Below are 16,016 nucleotides of genomic sequence, written 5' to 3' on the forward strand. Positions count from 1 at the left end.
GTTTCCAACCGGTCACGAGACTCGTTGGAGTCGGGTGACGAGACCTCGGAACAACGCCGTGGTTGTGTCCCGGCCGCACTCGTCCTTTCCCGGGTCGAGGTGCGAAAGGAGGTGCGAAGTCATGATCGAATTCATTGAGGTGGAACGCGAAATGACCTTCAGTAGCCCGACCCAGGAAAGCTAGCAGTGCGGAGGAGCTCCCATGTGGCGTCCGATGATCAAACCTGAACATCTCCCGGTGCGGCACGGCGAGGATCGTGTCCGGATCGGCGGAATGGTGCGCGGAATCGCGGCCGACATCGTGGACCCGGACGGGTGGGTCTGGACGTTGCTGGAGACTCTCGACGGTTCGAGGACCACGGACCAGGTCGTCGCCGACCTGGTCCGCCTCCACCCCACGAGGCCTCGCGTCGATGTGCTGGCCGCCATCGAAGATCTCACCCGTGCCGGCTACCTCGAAGACGCCTGCCAGCAGGCCCCGGCCGAGCTGAGCGCGGTCGAGCGGGAGCGCTACGGGCGAAGCGCGGCACTGTTCCGCTGGATGGACCGCAGCCCGCGGCGAACCAGTTGGGACACGCAGCTGATGCTGCAGCAGGCGAGGGTGGTGGTGGTCGGCATCGGCGGGGTCGGTTGCACCGCCGCTCAGACGCTCGTCGTGTCCGGTGTCGGGCACGTGCACTGCGTCGAGCCCGACACCGTCGAACTGTCCAATCTGAATCGCCAGATCCTGTTCACCGAGCACGACCTCGGCCGTCCCAAGGCCGAGGTCGCGGTCGACAGGTTGCGCGAACACAACTCCGATGTGCACATCACCGGTGAACAGCGCGCCATCGGCGGCCCAGCGGCGCTGCGCGACCTGGCCATGGGATTCGACGTTCTGCTACTGGCCGCGGACCGGCCACCGGAGATCCGCTCGTGGGCCAACCAGGCGTGCGCGGTCACCGGCACCGCGTGGGTGCATGGCGGCTACCACGGGCCGCAGGTCAACTGTGGGCTCTACCTCCCGGGCGCCGGGCCGTGCTACGACTGTGCCCGCGTCGCCGAGCGGGAACGACGTGCCGGCCTGCCGCCACGGACCTTCTCGCCGGCGGCTGCCCGTGTCGCGCGTGCGCACGCCGCCAACGCCGTGTCGGCGGGCGTCGCGGGCCAGCTGGCCGCGCACGCTGTGCTCTGCCTGCTCACCGGTGTCCCCGCGCTGCGGATCAACTGTCAGTTCGGCTTCAACCTCGTGACCCTGCAGGACAGCTTCGCACTCGGCCCGGAAGCACCGAGGGCCGACTGCCCCACCTGCGCCGGGGCGGCCGGACAGTCCTAGGGCAGTGGCCTGTCGCCGGCGCGGGCCGCCAGCGCGCGGGCCTTGCCGCGCAGCGCCTTCACACGCGAGGTGTCCGATTCGCCGAGGGCGGTGCACGCCTCGGTCAGGTAGTGGCTCGCCCGGGTGAGTGCGCCGATCTGTTCGAGGGAGGAGGCTGCCGTTTCGAGCGCGAGTGCGAGGTAGGCGCCGGTCCCGTCGAGCTCCCGGTACATCGCGATGGCTCGGGTCGCGAACTCGATCGCGGTTTCGTGGTGACCGAGTCCCCGATGGGCCACTGCCACATCATGCAGCGCGTAGGCTTCGCCGACCCGGTCGACGGTCTGGCGGCGCAGTTCCAGCTCACGGAAAGCGTGCGTCAGTGCTTGCTCGTAGTGGCCGAGGAACGTGCTGATCCGGCTGAGGTTGCATTCAACCACCGCTTCGGGACGCCGGGTGGACGCGGCACGCGCCAAGGGCAGCGCCCGTTGGTAGAGATGTTGTGCTTCAAAGTACCGCTCTTCCAGCAGCCGGACCTGGGCTAGGCCGACCAACGCAACGCGGTGACGGGTCGTGTCGCCGATTTCCCGCGCGAGAACGAGCTGCTGGTCGAAATCCGCTTCCGCCTCCGTCAGTCGCCTCAGATCCGCCAGTGTGTCGCCGCGGAACCCAAGCAGACACGCCTCCGCGCCCCTGTTGCCGCTCGCCCTGGCGGCACGGATCCCGAGTGTCTCCGCTTCGAGCCGGATGGGCCACATGCCCTGTTCTCGCAGGCTGAGGGATCTCGCGGAGGCCGCCAGGCACAGCGCGGCATCGTGGGCTTGACACGCGTGTGCGGCGCGCAGCACCGCCATCAGGTTCGTCTGCTCGGTGTTCAGCCACGCCAACGCTTCGGCGCGGTCGGCCAGCGGAATTTCGTGGCCGAGAGGAGCCAGCGGGACGTCGAGGGTGTCCAGGCCGGGGAAGAGAAGCCTGTCGGCGGCCCGCGCGGTCCTGGCGTACCAGGTGAACAAGCGAGTCACGATGTCGTGGCGGGCTTCGGCGGTCTCGTCCAGCCCCGCGCGGTGCGCCGCATAGGCGTGCATCAGATCGTGCAGCCGGTAGCGCTTGGCACCGACGGGTTCGAGCAGATGCGCGTCGGCGAGGCTCTCCAACTGCCGGTAGGTGGCAGCCGGGTCGAGATCGGCGATCACCGCGGCGGCCGGTATGCCGAACTCGGTACCGGGATGCAGGCCGATGCGGCGGAACAGGCGTGCCTGCTCTTCGGGAAGTCCGGTGTAGGACCACTCGAACACGGTCCGTACCGCGCTCTGCTCGTCTCCGCTGTTGCTCAGCATGTCCAGCCGATTCCGTTCGTCGACGATGTCCGCGACGAGTTCCGCGATACTGGTGTGGGGACGGATGGCGATCCGGGTGGCGGCGACCCGCAATGCCAGTGGCAGCCGCGCGCAGACCGCGATGAGATCGGCCACGGCTCCAGGCTCGGCATCGACTCGCTCCGACCGGAGGATGTTCCGGAGCAGGGTCTTGGCTTCGCCGAGGGCGAACAGATCCAGGGGGACCTGGCTTGCCGCCTCGGCGACGATCAGCCCGGTCAAACTGGCTCTGCTGGTGACCAGCACCAGACAGCCGGGCGATCCGGGCAGCAACGGACGGACCTGGTCGGCGGTACTGGCGTTGTCCAGTAGTACCAGGACCCGCCGGTCGGCGAGCACCGTGCGATACAGGCTTGCCTGGGCGTCCAGCTCGGCGGGAATGCGGTTTTCGCGAACTCCGAGGACACGCAGGAACGAGGTGAGCACCAGCCCCGGTGCCAAGGGTGCGCTGGGCCCGTAGCCACGCAGATTGGCGAACAGCGTGCCATCGGTGAAGTGGTGCTCGACACGGTGCGCCCAGTGCACCGCCAACGTGGTTTTCCCGACCCCCGCGGTACCGGCCAGTGTGGTGATCGCGGTGGCGGTGGGGCGGCTTTCACACGTGGCGATCAGCGCGTCCAGCCTGGCCAGTTGGTCGTCGCGACCGGCGAAATCCCGCACTGCGGGAGGAAGCTGGCGGGGGACCGGCAGTTCCGCCGGTGCCGGCCGCTCGACGACCACCTGCTGGATCGTGCCCGCCTGCACGACGGAACCCGCTACGTCGCCCGTCAGGGAATTACGCGCTGTTACCGGATGCTTGGTAGGCTCCGCATCGTCGACCATTGTGGCCCCTCGCGAACAGTGTCAGAATTTCAAGGCTGACCGCGGTCTCGCCGGTAATCCAGTGAAATGTGAACGGGTCCACGTTCTTTCACTCGGATGCGTCACACTCGAATGCGCCAGGTAACAGTGAGCAACAGTTCTGCTCGTACACGCGGTCGTGCGGGCCTACGCCCATGAGTAGGCCGGGTGCCCGCACAGTGAGTGGTGCGTCGAGCTGATGTGAGCCGAATGGCGGTATAACACCGCCGGTGCGGAAAAACTATGCCCGCACCCGCCTGCGTCTTCCGCCGCCAACCCGCCGAAAGTCGGTGCCCCGCAAGGGAAATCCGGATCTACCATCCGGTGCCCGCGGGCGGCTCGCTGCTCCCTTTCCCCACCGTCCGCGCGTTTCCTTCGCCGAGAACGAGGAGATGCATCGATGCGGAAACTGCTCGTCCTACTCTGTTCCGTGCTGGTGACCGCGGCGGTCGTCACCGGGGGCTCGTCCGCTTCCGCCGCGCCCGCCGGGGTGGTGCCCGGGCTGACGGGGGACGCCGCGAAGGTGGCCGCTGGGCCCGCGGCCGACCGCTTCCTCCAGCTGCGCCGCGAACAGGCCGGATTGACCGGCACACCGCGGATCGCGGCGCAGAAACACACCTTCTGGGGTCCCGAACCGCAGCTGTCGAGTGGTGCCGACGGCATCGTCGTGACCCACAGCGTGACACCGGACCTCCAGATTTCGAACTCCTCCGACGTCGTCTACGCGCCGACGGTGAAGCCCACCGGGCATTCCTGCATCGAGGTCGTCACCGCCTACGGACTCGGCCAGTCCGGGCAGGTCTGGGCGTGGGACTGGTGCCAGTCGGTCTCACCGGCGAAGGTCGTGCCGATCGACAGCGCGTTCCTCGACTCCTACACCAGCACGGTGAACGGGCACCCGGCGTACACGGTGCAGGAGGTCAAGACCGGTTCGGGCACCAACAGCTGGACCGCCTCGCTCTACAACGTGAAGACCAGCTCGTGGGACACGCTGTTCACGCAGAGCGGGAGCGACAAGAGCACGCTCAACGAGGGCTGGGACATCTTCGAGCTGTATTCGACGGTCGATCCCTCGACCGGTGAGGCGTACTACTGCGCGGACGCGCGGGGCGCGGTGTTCGAGTCCAGCTCACTGAAGTTGCGTGTCGGCGGGCAGTGGGTGGCGGCGACGACCTCGAACTCGCCGTTGCGTCCCACCGCGAATCCCCGGCCCGGCGACTACGACTGCTCGTCGCTGCGGTTCGAGGTTCCCACGCCGAACAGCAATTGGCGGGTCAGCGTCTGAGGCGACGCGGGCCTACCCTCGCGCAAGCTGGTTCGGGTCGCCGATCGGGTGCGGGTGTCCCGCTGGCCGCTGAGGCGGTCCCGCCGGATGCCGGGGTGGCGTGGCGCAGCCGGTCGGCAGGAGGTCGCGACCGCGTTCGTGCCACCACTGGTCGAACGCGGCGCTGCATCCGCGCCGACCGGCGTAGGCGCGGGCCACCGCGTGGTGGATCTCGCCGATCCGCTCCGCCACCACCGTGCCCGGCCGGTAGCACAGGCGCAGCTCCTGCCACAGCGGCGCGCCTTCGATCGCGCGCACCACGATGTCGTCGCGGCGGTCTTCGCGGGTCGCCAGCGCCGGCGCGAGCGCCATGCCCTCGCGTACCAGGTCCAGCACGGTGGCCAGACACTGCGGACGGTGCGGCTGGTCGAGCGCGACGCCGTGGCGGCGGCACACGCCCTGCAGGTACGCCGACCACCGCGTGGTCCACGGCGGGTCGTCCACCCACGGGTACTCGGCGATGTCGGCGAGCGGGATCGCGCCGGGCCGGGCCAGCGGGTGACTCCGCGCCAGGATCACGAAGACCGGTTCCCGCGGATGCACCACGACACTCTCGACACCGTCCGGGACGATCCGGTCCGGCAGCGGCGGGAGGTAGACCAGTGCCAGGTCGAGCGCGCCCGCCGCGACGCTGGCCAGCGTGCCGGTTTCGTCCTGGTCCTCGTGCACGCTCACCGAGCCGCACCACGGCTGGTCCCGCAGCCACCGCGACACCGCCAGGTGCAGGAAACCGCAGTACCCGCCGACGCGCAGTGTCCCGGAGGGCTCGCGCCGCTCGCCGATCCGGTCGGTCAGCGCGGACATCCCGGCCAGCACCGCGCGCGCGTCGGCGACGACGTCCGCGCCGAGCGCGGTCGGCACGCAGCCGGTGGGCGAGCGCGCGAACAGCAGTCCGCCGACCGACCGCTCGACCCGTCGCAGGAGACCGGACAACGCCGGTTGGGACACGTGCAGCACCTTGGCCGCGCGGACGAGACTGTGCGTGTCGGCGATGGCCACGAGCGCGCGCAGATGGCGTAGTTCCAGCTCCATGACTCCTCCGCTGGCCAAGGCGGCCGTCACTGATGCGTGAGCTGTTTCACTGTAGGCCCGGTGATCGCTTTGTATAAGCGACGCGAGTCGGGTTTCGGCTTGAGCCTCCTGTTACCGGAGGCTTTAGCGTCCGGGTCATGGAGATCATCGTTCACGACACCGGTCAGGCCATGCTCGACCTGCTGGCCCGGCCGGTCGGGCAGCGGCAGGACGCGCTGCGGGAGATCCTGAGCCCGCTGCGCAATCCCGCCGTGCCCCTGCACGAGCCCGCGGTGCACTACGGATTCAGCGGCTTCCGCGAGGACCGCGACGACCCGCGCTACGAGCGGGCGGTGCGGGAGATGCTCGACGCGGACGTGTGGGGCCGCGTGCGCGAGACCACCGCCGCGGCCTGGTCCCGGCTGGCCGCCGCGGTACCCGGGGTCCGCCGCGCCGAGACGATCCACGTGGTCATCGTGCTCGGCGACCCCGACGACGCCTACCTCGTCGAGAATTCGGCCGGGTATCTGGGTTTCGGCGGCATTCCCGGCTCCGTCATGCTGACGATGTGGCCCACCGCGACCAGCCTGGCGAAGATCGCCTACGCCGCCGCGCACGAGATTCACCACAACGTGCGGTACGCCAACGTGAACTGGGACCCGGCGACCGTCACGGTCGGGGAACACGTCGTGGCCGAGGGGCTGGCCGAGGCCTTCGTGCGGGAACTGCGCGGCGAGGAGGCGATGGGGCCGTGGTCGCGGGCGCTCGACGGCGTCGAGCTGGAAAACGCGTACGAGAAGATCACCGGCGCGATCGACCTGGCCGGAATGGAACACCTGACCCCGTACGTCATCGGTGACACCATCGCCGTCCGCACGGGGCAGAAACCGGTGGGACTGCCCGACTTCGCCGGGTACGCGGTCGGGCTCCGCATCGTGGACGCCCATCTCGCCGCCACCGGCCTCACCGCCGCCGAAAGCGTCGCGCTGCCGGTCGCCGAAATCCTCACCAACGCGGGGGTGGCCACGACAGGATAGCGGGAAACGATTTCGTCCGTTGTGGACAATCGAGCCGGTGTTTCACAGTGAACGGCAGGGTATCGAATGGTGTCTCCGGTCACTTGACCGCAAAAGACGTTCGTTCCTAGCCTTTTCGATGTCGATCCCATCCCCGAAGTGAAATGGGAAACATCATGGCGCTCCCCAAGTACTCCCGGTCGGTCGCCGTCGTGCTCGCCGCGGGAATCCTGTCGCTCGGTGTCGTTCCCGTCGCCGCCGCGGCGCCCGGCACGGAAACCACGTCCGCCGCGAGCCAGGCCACCGCGCGGTCCGCGCTGGAAAAGGTGGTCACCACGGCGAACGTGGACGCGTTGATCGCCGCGGGTGACGCGGAAACCGCGCGTCAGCTGGCTCCGGTCAAGGCCGCGCTGGCGGCGGGTGACGACGGCGGTATCGACATCATCGGCGGGCTGAAGGACCTGCTGAAGTTCGCGCAGCCGATCATCGTGCAGGCGCTGCGGGTCGGCGGCCCGATCGCCGCGACCGTGCTGGAAACGATCGGGGACCTCGTCGCGGCGATCCCCGGCGTCAGCATCGGCGGGCCGATCACCCAGGCCGTGCTCAAGCCGATCGCGCTGCTGATCAGGGCGGGCGCCCCGGTGCTGGCCGACCTGATCGAGGGCATCAGGATCGAGGGCACCTCGAAGGCGCGGGCGCGGCAGATCTTCACCGATCACCTGCGGGAGACCGAAAAGCTGCCCGAGGACTCCGCCAAGGTGTTCGGCGCGGTGCTGGCCGAGGTCTACGGCTCCTGACCCCGGCGCGCGGATGCCCCACTGTCCTTGATGGACAGTGGGGCATCCGCGTTCCCGGTGGGTGAGCCCGGTGTCCCTAGCGGAGCCCGCCGCCGGACCGTCGCCGCGTGACCTCGGCGATGCTCGACCAGTCGAGGTCCGCGCCGATCTGCTCGACCGCGGTGGCGAACACGTCGCGCAGGGCTGGCCCGGTGGGCAGTTCGACGCCGAGCTCACCGGCAGTGCCCAGCGCGAGATCCAGATCCTTCAGCCCCAGCGTGGTGGTGAATCCCGGCGGGGTGTAGGTGCCCGTGGCGATGGCGTCGCCGTAGCCTCGGTAAACCACGCCGGGAAAGACGGAATCATTGATCATATCCACGAACCGCCCGGCGTCCAGACCGGCCTGCTGCAACAGGGTGACCGACTCGGACAGTGCCTGCAACGCGTGGATGATCAGGTAGTTGACCGAGATCTTCGCCGTCGGCGCGGCGTCGACGGCGTCACCGAAGTCCCAGACCCGCCGCCCGATCGCGGCGAGCATCGGTGCCACTGCCGCGCGGGCGTCCGCGTCACCGGAGACCAGCACGGCCAGCTTCCCGGCCAGCACGGCCTCCGGACGGCCGACCACCGGGGCACTGAGGTAACCCCCGCCGTTCGCGGCGAACTCGCGGGCCGCCGCCGGGCTGACCGTCGCGTGGTTGACGTGCACGAAGCCCTCCGGCGCGGAGCGAATCCGTTCGGCGGTGAACACCTGTCGCACCGCCTTTTCGTCGCTCAGCATGGAAAAGACGGTTCCGGTGGCGATCGCGTCCTCGGGTGTGGCGCCCAGGGTCGCGCCCCGCGCCACCAGTGCGTCCGCCTTGCCCGCGCTACGGCTCCACACGGTGAGGTCGTAGCCCGCGTCGAGCAGGCGGCCCGCGATGGCGTCGCCCATCCTGCCGAGCCCGATGAAGCCCACCCGGCGCGATGTCGTAGGCATGATTGGTTCTCCCTTTTCTCGTAACGGATGCGCGGTCACTGGCCGTCGGCGAGCGCTTCGGTCATCTCTTCGTCGATCCTGCGCAGCAGGGCGCGGTTCGGGCGCAGCGTGCCGTCGAGGTCGCGCAGTTGCCAGTTCTCGTCCACGTCCTGGTCGGTGATGACGGCTTCGACGTGCGTGTCGAGCACTCGCATGTGCAGTCCGTGCAGGACGCCGATGAACTGTTCGGCGGCTTTGCCGCCGCCGCGGGTGCCGTAGGTGAGCAGGCTCGCGGGGCGGTCGTGCCATTCCTGGTAGAGGTAGTCCAGCGCGTTCTTCAGCACCCCCGGATAGCCCCAGTTGTACTGCGGGAACACGAACAGGAACCCGTCATAGCTCTGTACGAGCTCGCTCCAGGCCCGGGTGTGCTCATGCTCGTACTGCCGCAACGCGGCCTTGACGGGCTCGTCCAGGAACGGCAACCCGACTTCGGCGAGATCGATCAGGTCGTAGCCGAGATCGCTGTCCTCTTGCAGGCTTTCGCGTGCCCAGGCGGCGATACCGCCGCAGATGCGGGTGGGGCGGGTGCTGCCGATGACGACGGCGATGCGTTTCTTGGCTGTCACGGGAACCCACCTCTTGGTTGGTTACACGTACTGTTGGTGTCACGAACCAAAATAGTTGGTGTCACGAACTCGGTCAAGCTAACCTGGGCACTGTGACCGCTTCCTCACCCGAAGGCGCCAAGACGTCGGATCTGGACCTGATCGACGGGCTCATGCAGCTGTCGTTCATCGTGCAGGCGATCCTGGGGCGCCTCGCCGGAGAACAGGGTCTGTCGGTCACCCAGCTGCGGATGCTCGCCGTGCTCGACGACCGCGAGATCGGCATGCGCCAGCTGGCAGGCATCCTGGAACTGGAGAAGTCCAGCGTCACCGGCCTGGTCGACCGCGCCGAGCGGCGTGGGCTGGTGCGGCGGATCGCGGTCCCCGGCAACCGGCGCGCCATCCACGTCACCGTCACCGACGCCGGACGGGCTGTCGTGCACCTGGTGCGCGAGGCGGTCCGAACCGAGATCGGTCAGCTGGCGGGCACGCTGAGCGACAGCCGTCAGGATTCCTTTCGCCGCTCGGTCGAAGCGTTGATCCGGCACTACGTCACCCAGCACGCCATCCCGCTCTGAGCCCGGCCCGGGGCGGGCTCGTCCAAGGGCGGTCAGCTCTGGGGTTGCTGGGGAATGGTTTCCGGCGCGTAGGCGTACACCGTGTTGCCCTGGACGAGCACGTGCCACGCCGTTTCGCAGACCCGGTCGGTCCTGCCCTCCTGCCCGCTCGGCCACCAGTCGGCGGTCAGGGTCGCCGTCTTCTCGTCCGGTTTTCCCGGCGCGCAGGCGCCCAGCGCGGCCGGGTCGTCGAGGGTGAAGCGCAGCAGCCGTTCGGAACCGGTCGTGCGGATGACCTCGGTGACCGTCTTCGCGGCGTCCGGCACCCAGCCCGGCAGCCGGGTGTCCTCGTCGGCCTTGCCCGCCTTGCCGGTGGCGTGCTCCACCGTTTTGACATGCCCGTTCGCCGACTCGGTGAGGGCCTCGGAAAGGGCACAGCCCGAAAGGGTGACGACGCCCAGCGCGGTCACGGCGCCGGCGATCGCGAAGGTGGTCGCTCGGCGAAGCTTCGTGGTCATGGTGCCCAGTCAAGCGGCGGGGGCGGCGGCGGGCATCGGTCGTCCGGCCCGGCCCCCTCGGCCGGATGGCCGATCCGGGCATCTCGCGGGCCGTCTTTTCTGTCGAGGTGACAAATGGCTAGGCTCGCGGGATGTCCCGCAGCCGTCGTGAGCGCCTGAAGGTCACCGTCACCGCCGACCTGGTGATACTGACGATCCGGGAGGCCCGGTTACAGGTACTGCTGGTGGAACGCGGCGGCGAGCCGTTCGCCGGGGAACTCGCGCTGCCGGGGGGATTCCTGCGCGGCGCGGAGAGCCTGGACGAGACCGCGGCGAGGGAGCTGGCGGAGGAGACCGGGATGGACGCCTCCGCCCTGCACCTCGACCAGGTCGGCGTGTACTCCGCGCCGGACCGCGATCCGCGGGAACCGCGGGTGATCACCTGCGCGTACCTGGCCATCGCCCCCGATCTGCCCCGGCCGACCGCCGGTTCGGACGCGCGGCGCGCGCGGTGGATGCCGGTGCCCTCGGCACGCCGCGCCCGTCTCGCCTTCGACCACGGCGAGATCCTGCGGGACGCGGTCGAGTTCGCCAAGGCGAAACTCCAGTTCACCACGGTGGCCACCGCGTTCTGCGGGCCCGAGTTCACCATCAGCGACCTCCGCGCGGTCTACGAGACGGTGTGGGGCGTCGAGCTGGACAAGCCCAACTTCCACCGCAAGGTCACCGACGCCGACGGGTTCGTCGTCCCGCTCGGCCGGAAGCGGCCGACGCCGAACGGCAGGCCCGCGGCGCTCTACCGCGCGGGCACCGCGTCGATGCTGATGCCCCCGATGATGCTGCCCCGCGACGGCTCCTGAGACACCGCCGCCGCCGCGTGCGCGGTCCGGTCGAATTCGCGCTGCGCGCAGCCGGTCGCGATACCGCCCAGCACCGCGCCCGCGGCGAACGCGAGCGCCATCGTCCGAGCCGCTCGCCCGACCGTGCAGTGGATTCTCATCACGCCCCTCGCTTTCTGTCATGAAGACAATTGTTGAGAGGGTAACGGTAACGCGGCCACCTCGTTAATGTCAAGGTGACGATAAGTGGGCCGTGGTTCAGCGGTTGCGCAGCATCGCCGGGTGCAGCACGGTGGCGTCGCCACGCCGGTAGAGCGCCGCGGGCCTGCCGACCTGCCGGGAGACGCGCTCGCCGGTGGGCACGAGGAACCCGGTGACGCCGGTGATCTTCCGGTGGAAGTTGCGGGGGTCGAGGCTGGTGCCCCAGACGATCTCGTACACCTGGCGCAGGTCGGTCATGGTGAACTCGGGCGGGCAGAACGCGGCGCCCAGTGTCGTGTACTCGAGCTTGCTCCGCGCCCGCTCCACCGCGTCCGAGATGATCTTCTTGTGGTCGAAGGCCACCGCGGTCCGGTGGTCGAGTACCTCGTCCACCGGCAGCAGGATCGCCTCCCTGGCGTCCCCGCCCGCGGTGGGTGTCGGCAGATCGGGTGAGAAGGCGAGGTAGCAGACGGTCACGACGCGCCGCCGCGGGTCGCGGTCCGGGGCGCCGTAGGTGCCGAGCTGTTCGAGGTGGAGGTCTTCGGTGCCGAGGCCGGTCTCCTCGGTCAGCTCGCGGGCGGCGGCCGCGTCGAGGTCCTCGGCCGTGGACGCCAGGAAGCCGCCGGGCAGCGCGAGCATGCCTTCGAAGGGGGGAATTCCCCGGCGCACCAGCATGATCTGCAGCGCGCCGTCGTGCACGGTGAGCACGGCGAGGTCGACGGCGACCGCGACCTCGGGGATCGTCCAGGCGTCGTCGGTCATCTTTCGCGCCTTCGGGTCACCCTCGCGGGGGCGGTGTGGGGCGCGGACGAACGAGTGTCCACGTCGCACAGTGTAACGTCGGCAGTAATCGTCGTGTTGACGAAAAGGCGGCGTTTGGACTAGTCTGCACTTGCTTTTCACGACCAGAGCGAGAGCACCCCAGTGCGTGCCGCTGTCGTGCTGCTGCTCTCCCGCACCGGTGAGTTCCGGGCGGGACGCGGGGAAACCGTTGCGAGGGACGGAAAACGGAGGATCACATGATTGTCGTCCTGACCGCGCTCGAGGTCGAGCACGCCGCCGTCCGCGCCCATCTGACCGACGTCGAACGGCACCGGCACCGCGCGGGGACGATCTTCGACGTCGGTACCCTGTCCGCGCGGCCTGGTCGCCGGGTGGCGCTGGCCGCGACCGGGATGGGCAACATCACCGCGGCCGCGCTGACCGAGCGGGCGATCGCGGAGTTCGACCCGTCGATGATGCTGTTCGTCGGGGTCGCCGGTGGCCTGCGCGACTGGCTCCGGCTCGGTGACGTCGTGGTGGCCACCCGGGTCTACGGCTACCACGGCGGCCGCAGCGAGGACGACGAGTTCCTCACCCGGCCGCGCGCGTGGGAGACCTCGCACCGCGCGGAGCAGACGGCCCGCTGGCTGGCGCGCTCCGCCGACTGGTTTCAGCAGCCGCCCTCGGCGGAACCGGCTCGTGCCCCGATGGTGCACTTCGAGCCGGTCGCCGCGGGGGACGTCGTGCTCAACTCCCGGGTCTCGGACCTGGCGCACCAGCTCCACCGCAGCTACAACGACGCGGTCGCCATCGAGATGGAGAGCGCCGGGTTCGCCGCCGCCGGACATCTCAACGACCGCGTCCCCTCGATCACCGTCCGCGGGATCAGCGACCTCGCCGGCGGCGCGAAGGACCAGACCGACGGCGAGGGCTGGCAGCAGGTCGCGGCCAGGAACGCGGCGGCCTTCGCGGTCGCCGTGGCGGCCGATCTGGAGGAGGACGAGCGGGAGCCGCCCGAGCGTGGCGAACCGTCCGGAGTGCACGTCCGCAACCACTTCAGCGGCAAGGCCCGGTCGGTCATCCAGACCGGTGTCCACCACGGCGACATCAACATCGGGTAGCCGTGCTCAGTGCTCGTCGTGCGGGCTGGCGCGGGCGATGACCGCGCCGCCGGACGTCCGCACGGCGATGGTGAGAGGGGAGCCCTGGCCGGGGGAGTGCTTCAGCACTTCCCCGGCCACGGGGGAAGCGACGAGCGTGCGCAGCGCGCGCCGCAGCCCGCGCGCCCCGTAGACCGGGTCGAAACCCTTCTCTCCCAACAGGTCCACCACCTCGTCCGCGACGTCGAGGTGCACGCTGCGGCGGCGCAGGCGGCGGCCGAGCAGGTCGATCTCCAGCGCCGCGATCCGGCGGGCGGTCGGCCGGTCGATCTCCCCGAACAACACGGTCTCGTCGATCCGGTTCAGGAACTCCGGATCGAAGAAGCCGCGCAGCGCCCGGTCGACGACCGCTTCCCCGGACTGCGCGCCGAGGCGCAGGCCCAGCCGGTCGGCCGCCCGGCGCCACGGCGCCGCGCGCCGTCTGGCCAGCTCGGCCGAACCGAGGTTGGAGGTGAGGAACACGAAGCAGTTGCGGAACGAGATCTTCTCCTGTCCGTTCGCGAGCCGCAGTATCCCGGTGTCCAGTACCTGCAACAGGGCCCGCAACACCGTCGGGTGTGCCTTCTCGACCTCGTCGAACAGCACGATGCCCGGCGTGTACGGGTCACCCTCCACTGTGGACCGGTCGAACAGGCTGTACGCCTCCTTGGCGCCCGCGTAACCGGGCGGCGCCCCGCTGAACGACGCGGCGTAGTGCTCCTGCGCCAGCGAGTTCATGTCCACCCGGCACAGATCGTCCGGCCCGGACCGCAGCAGCGCGGCCACCTGCCGGACCAGTTCCGTCTTGCCGACCCCGGTGGGGCCGACCAGCAGCAGGTTGGCGGGCGGGCGGTCCGGGTCGTGCGCGCCCGCCTTGGCCAGCGACAGCGCCCGGACCACCGCGTCCACCGCCGTGTCCTGGCCGAGCACCCGGCCGCGCAGCCGTTCGGCCGCCGCGACCGGGTCGAAGGAACCGGGCGGGCGCTTCACCGCGCCGACAGCGCCGTCTTCGCCGTTCTCGGACCGCTCGGGCCCGCGCCGGTTCTGGTCGTGGAACATGTCGGTCAGGTACGGCATTCCCGTTCCCTACGCCTGCTTGGTCTGCTCGACCGGCAGCGTGCCGACGCGGCAGTCGGCCACGCCGATCGTGTCGCGGGTGATCGTTTCGACGTTCTCCTGCGCCTTCTGCGCGTCGGTGACCCACAGCTTGTAGAACTCGAACGGGCAGTCCGCGACGCCCTTGTCGCCGTCACCGGCCGCGTGCACGCCGGAGTAGCCGCGGTGCAGGAGCTTGAAGAGGTGGTTCTGCGACTGGTCGTGCTCGCGGGCGTCGCGGATGGCCGAGAGCGACAGCTGGGCGTACTGGATGCCGTACTCCTCTTCGCCGGTTTCGCCGAGCGTGCGCCCGTCGAAGCCGATGATCGACGAATGGCCGAAGTAGGAGTAGACGCCGTCGAACCCGGCGGCGTTGGCGACGGCCACGTAGCAGTTGTTGGCCCACGCCATCGCCTTGGCCATGAGCACCTGCTGGTCCTTGGCCGGGTACATGTACCCCTGACAGCGCACGATCAGTTCGGCACCCTTCATCGCGCAGTCCCGCCAGATCTCCGGGTAGTTCCCGTCGTCGCAGATGATCAGCGAGATCTTCATGCCCTTCGGCCCGGCGGTGACGTAGGTGGTGTCGCCGGGGTACCAGCCCTCGATCGGGCACCACGGGAGGATCTTGCGGTACTTCTGCACGATCTCGCCCCGGTCGTTGATCAGCACGAGGGTGTTGTAGGGCGGCTTGTTCGGGTGATCCTCGTGCTGTTCGCCGGTGATGGAGAAGACACCCCAGGTACCGGCTTCGCGGCAGGCGGCGGCGAAGATGTCGGTCTCCTCGCCGGGCACGGTGGCCGCGGTTTCGAACATCTCCTTTTCGTCGTACATGATTCCCTGGGTCGAGTACTCCGGGAACACCACCAGGTCCATGCCGGGCAGCCCGGACTTCATGCCGACCACCATTTCGGCGATCTTGTGCGCGTTGTCGAGCACCTCCGCCTTCGTGTGCAGGCGCGGCATCTTGTAGTTGACCACCGCGACGCCGACCGTGTCCGGGCTGGCGGAAATGTCACCGTGTCGCATGAGGACTCCTCTTCTCTTGGTGGTTTTCAGGTCGTCGAGACAGCGGGTTCGCGAACGGGAAAGCGCTTGCTGAGCAGTGTCGCGGCAGCCAGCAGCACCACGGCGGCGACGGCGGCGATCAGTGCGGCGCCGGCACCGGGGTGGTAGCCGCCGGTCAGGCCGAGGAAGGCGGGCACCGCGCAGGTCGGCAGGCTGAACAGCACGACGGTCCAGCCGGTGAACCGGGTCAGCCGCTCGACACCGAGCCCGAGCACCAGGAAGAACAACGCCCACAGCAGTGCCCAGCAGAGCCAGATGACCCCGAACACCGGATCGTGGTCGTGCCAGAACGAGATCCCGGCGTACACCACCGCGGCGCCCGCCACGAACAGTGAGAACCAGCCGAGGCCCTCGGGCGGCAGCCCGGCGAGGTTCGCGATGCCGACGTAGAGGTAGGTGAAGCCGAACAGGTACAGGCCGGACGCGGCGAGGATGGCGTTCTGCTGCCCGCCCGCCTGGATGATCAGCACCGTCGGCGTGACGCACTGCAGCCCGCCGACGAACAGGTTCAGCGGTGCCGCCGCGCGCGCCGGTACCCGGCCGAGCAGCATCAGGCCGTTGACCAGGAGTACGGCGCCGACGTAGAGCAGGCCGACGTTGCCCATGCTCACCTCCCACGTAATGTGCGCCACATGGAATAATTTCAGATGAAAGTAAGCGG

The 16,016-nt window shown here is 69.4% G+C and carries 17 protein-coding genes; 7 read left to right on the forward strand and 10 right to left on the reverse strand.

The features are described from left to right. The first annotated feature begins 214 nt into the window (after positions 1-214). Entirely contained in the window at positions 215-1,315 is a 1,101-nt protein-coding gene (locus tag ABD987_RS26130) for a HesA/MoeB/ThiF family protein (RefSeq protein ID WP_345399032.1), read from the forward strand. Here the strand turns inward: ABD987_RS26130 and ABD987_RS26135 are convergent. Further along, a complete protein-coding gene (locus ABD987_RS26135; protein ID WP_345399035.1) occupies positions 1,312-3,411 on the reverse strand; it encodes an ATP-binding protein in 2,100 nt (699 codons plus the stop codon). The genes ABD987_RS26130 and ABD987_RS26135 overlap by 4 nt on opposite strands. A gap of 496 nt (positions 3,412-3,907) precedes the next feature. Between ABD987_RS26135 and ABD987_RS26140 the strand changes: the two genes are divergently transcribed. Beyond that, a complete protein-coding gene (locus tag ABD987_RS26140; protein WP_345399038.1) occupies positions 3,908-4,792 on the forward strand; it encodes a carbohydrate-binding protein in 885 nt (294 codons plus the stop codon). A 12-nt stretch (positions 4,793-4,804) separates the two neighbouring features. Here ABD987_RS26140 and ABD987_RS26145 read toward each other — a convergent pair whose 3' ends face one another. After that, positions 4,805-5,863, reverse strand: a complete 1,059-nt coding sequence (locus ABD987_RS26145; RefSeq protein ID WP_345399041.1) for a LysR family transcriptional regulator — start codon at positions 5,861-5,863, stop codon at positions 4,805-4,807. A 137-nt stretch (positions 5,864-6,000) separates the two neighbouring features. Between ABD987_RS26145 and ABD987_RS26150 the strand changes: the two genes are divergently transcribed. After that, on the forward strand, positions 6,001-6,879 hold the full coding sequence (locus ABD987_RS26150) for a DUF2268 domain-containing putative Zn-dependent protease (protein ID WP_345399044.1): 879 nt from the start codon (positions 6,001-6,003) through the stop codon (positions 6,877-6,879). A 155-nt stretch (positions 6,880-7,034) separates the two neighbouring features. Continuing rightward, complete coding sequence (locus tag ABD987_RS26155) at positions 7,035-7,655, forward strand: hypothetical protein (protein WP_345399047.1); 621 nt, start codon at positions 7,035-7,037, stop codon at positions 7,653-7,655. Positions 7,656-7,731: 76 nt separating this feature from the next. Here ABD987_RS26155 and ABD987_RS26160 read toward each other — a convergent pair whose 3' ends face one another. Together ABD987_RS26160 and ABD987_RS26165 are read right to left on the reverse strand one after the other, a co-directional pair. Continuing rightward, on the reverse strand, positions 7,732-8,652 hold the full coding sequence (locus ABD987_RS26160; RefSeq protein ID WP_345399050.1) for an NAD(P)-dependent oxidoreductase: 921 nt from the start codon (positions 8,650-8,652) through the stop codon (positions 7,732-7,734). Next, complete coding sequence (locus ABD987_RS26165) at positions 8,649-9,218, reverse strand: NADPH-dependent FMN reductase (RefSeq protein WP_345399053.1); 570 nt, start codon at positions 9,216-9,218, stop codon at positions 8,649-8,651. Before ABD987_RS26165 ends, ABD987_RS26160 begins: the two co-directional genes overlap by 4 nt. Before the next feature lie 92 nt (positions 9,219-9,310). Here ABD987_RS26165 and ABD987_RS26170 point away from each other — a divergent pair, with 92 nt between their 5' ends. Next, positions 9,311-9,775 (forward strand): MarR family winged helix-turn-helix transcriptional regulator, encoded by a 465-nt coding sequence (locus ABD987_RS26170; RefSeq protein WP_345399056.1) that lies wholly within the window; start codon positions 9,311-9,313, stop codon positions 9,773-9,775. Between the two features lie 32 nt (positions 9,776-9,807). Here the strand turns inward: ABD987_RS26170 and ABD987_RS26175 are convergent, their stop codons facing one another. Next, on the reverse strand, positions 9,808-10,272 hold the full coding sequence (locus ABD987_RS26175; protein ID WP_345399058.1) for a hypothetical protein: 465 nt from the start codon (positions 10,270-10,272) through the stop codon (positions 9,808-9,810). A gap of 131 nt (positions 10,273-10,403) precedes the next feature. On the opposite strand from ABD987_RS26175, the gene ABD987_RS26180 reads away from it, so the two are divergent. Further along, positions 10,404-11,111, forward strand: coding sequence for an NUDIX hydrolase (locus tag ABD987_RS26180; protein WP_345399060.1), 708 nt, complete (start codon positions 10,404-10,406; stop codon positions 11,109-11,111). Here ABD987_RS26180 and ABD987_RS26185 read toward each other — a convergent pair. Further along, entirely contained in the window at positions 11,048-11,251 is a 204-nt protein-coding gene (locus ABD987_RS26185) for a hypothetical protein (RefSeq protein WP_345399062.1), read from the reverse strand. The genes ABD987_RS26180 and ABD987_RS26185 overlap by 64 nt on opposite strands. A 97-nt stretch (positions 11,252-11,348) precedes the next feature. Then, positions 11,349-12,053 (reverse strand): NUDIX hydrolase, encoded by a 705-nt coding sequence (locus ABD987_RS26190; RefSeq protein ID WP_345399064.1) that lies wholly within the window; start codon positions 12,051-12,053, stop codon positions 11,349-11,351. 257 nt (positions 12,054-12,310) lie between these two features. Between ABD987_RS26190 and ABD987_RS26195 the strand changes: the two genes are divergently transcribed. After that, positions 12,311-13,174, forward strand: coding sequence for a 5'-methylthioadenosine/S-adenosylhomocysteine nucleosidase family protein (locus ABD987_RS26195; RefSeq protein WP_345399066.1), 864 nt, complete (start codon positions 12,311-12,313; stop codon positions 13,172-13,174). A gap of 6 nt (positions 13,175-13,180) precedes the next feature. Here the strand turns inward: ABD987_RS26195 and ABD987_RS26200 are convergent, their stop codons facing one another. From ABD987_RS26200 to ABD987_RS26210, 3 genes are read right to left on the reverse strand one after another with little or no spacing between them, the layout of a single operon-like run. Further along, positions 13,181-14,269 (reverse strand): AAA family ATPase, encoded by a 1,089-nt coding sequence (locus tag ABD987_RS26200; protein WP_345399069.1) that lies wholly within the window; start codon positions 14,267-14,269, stop codon positions 13,181-13,183. Between the two features lie 9 nt (positions 14,270-14,278). Next, entirely contained in the window at positions 14,279-15,316 is a 1,038-nt protein-coding gene (locus ABD987_RS26205; protein WP_345399072.1) for an aliphatic amidase, read from the reverse strand. A 26-nt stretch (positions 15,317-15,342) separates the two neighbouring features. Next, positions 15,343-15,960, reverse strand: a complete 618-nt coding sequence (locus tag ABD987_RS26210; RefSeq protein ID WP_345399075.1) for an AmiS/UreI family transporter — start codon at positions 15,958-15,960, stop codon at positions 15,343-15,345. Positions 15,961-16,016: the final 56 nt, after the last annotated feature.

It is taken from the genome of Amycolatopsis samaneae, assembly GCF_039541975.1.
GTDB lineage: Bacteria > Actinomycetota > Actinomycetes > Mycobacteriales > Pseudonocardiaceae > Amycolatopsis > Amycolatopsis samaneae.

What these genes read in the sequence shown, in the direction of transcription:
- ABD987_RS26130 (WP_345399032.1), top strand. Translation starts at nt 215, where the DNA reads ATGATCAAACCTGAACATCTCCCGGTGCGGCACGGCGAGGATCGTGTC.
- ABD987_RS26140 (WP_345399038.1), top strand. Translation starts at nt 3,908, where the DNA reads ATGCGGAAACTGCTCGTCCTACTCTGTTCCGTGCTGGTGACCGCGGCG.
- ABD987_RS26145 (WP_345399041.1), bottom strand. Translation starts at nt 5,863, where the DNA reads ATGGAGCTGGAACTACGCCATCTGCGCGCGCTCGTGGCCATCGCCGAC.
- ABD987_RS26150 (WP_345399044.1), top strand. Translation starts at nt 6,001, where the DNA reads ATGGAGATCATCGTTCACGACACCGGTCAGGCCATGCTCGACCTGCTG.
- ABD987_RS26155 (WP_345399047.1), top strand. Translation starts at nt 7,035, where the DNA reads ATGGCGCTCCCCAAGTACTCCCGGTCGGTCGCCGTCGTGCTCGCCGCG.
- ABD987_RS26175 (WP_345399058.1), bottom strand. Translation starts at nt 10,272, where the DNA reads ATGACCACGAAGCTTCGCCGAGCGACCACCTTCGCGATCGCCGGCGCC.
- ABD987_RS26180 (WP_345399060.1), top strand. Translation starts at nt 10,404, where the DNA reads ATGTCCCGCAGCCGTCGTGAGCGCCTGAAGGTCACCGTCACCGCCGAC.
- ABD987_RS26185 (WP_345399062.1), bottom strand. Translation starts at nt 11,251, where the DNA reads ATGAGAATCCACTGCACGGTCGGGCGAGCGGCTCGGACGATGGCGCTC.
- ABD987_RS26190 (WP_345399064.1), bottom strand. Translation starts at nt 12,053, where the DNA reads ATGACCGACGACGCCTGGACGATCCCCGAGGTCGCGGTCGCCGTCGAC.
- ABD987_RS26195 (WP_345399066.1), top strand. Translation starts at nt 12,311, where the DNA reads ATGATTGTCGTCCTGACCGCGCTCGAGGTCGAGCACGCCGCCGTCCGC.
- ABD987_RS26200 (WP_345399069.1), bottom strand. Translation starts at nt 14,269, where the DNA reads ATGCCGTACCTGACCGACATGTTCCACGACCAGAACCGGCGCGGGCCC.
- ABD987_RS26205 (WP_345399072.1), bottom strand. Translation starts at nt 15,316, where the DNA reads ATGCGACACGGTGACATTTCCGCCAGCCCGGACACGGTCGGCGTCGCG.
- ABD987_RS26210 (WP_345399075.1), bottom strand. Translation starts at nt 15,960, where the DNA reads ATGGGCAACGTCGGCCTGCTCTACGTCGGCGCCGTACTCCTGGTCAAC.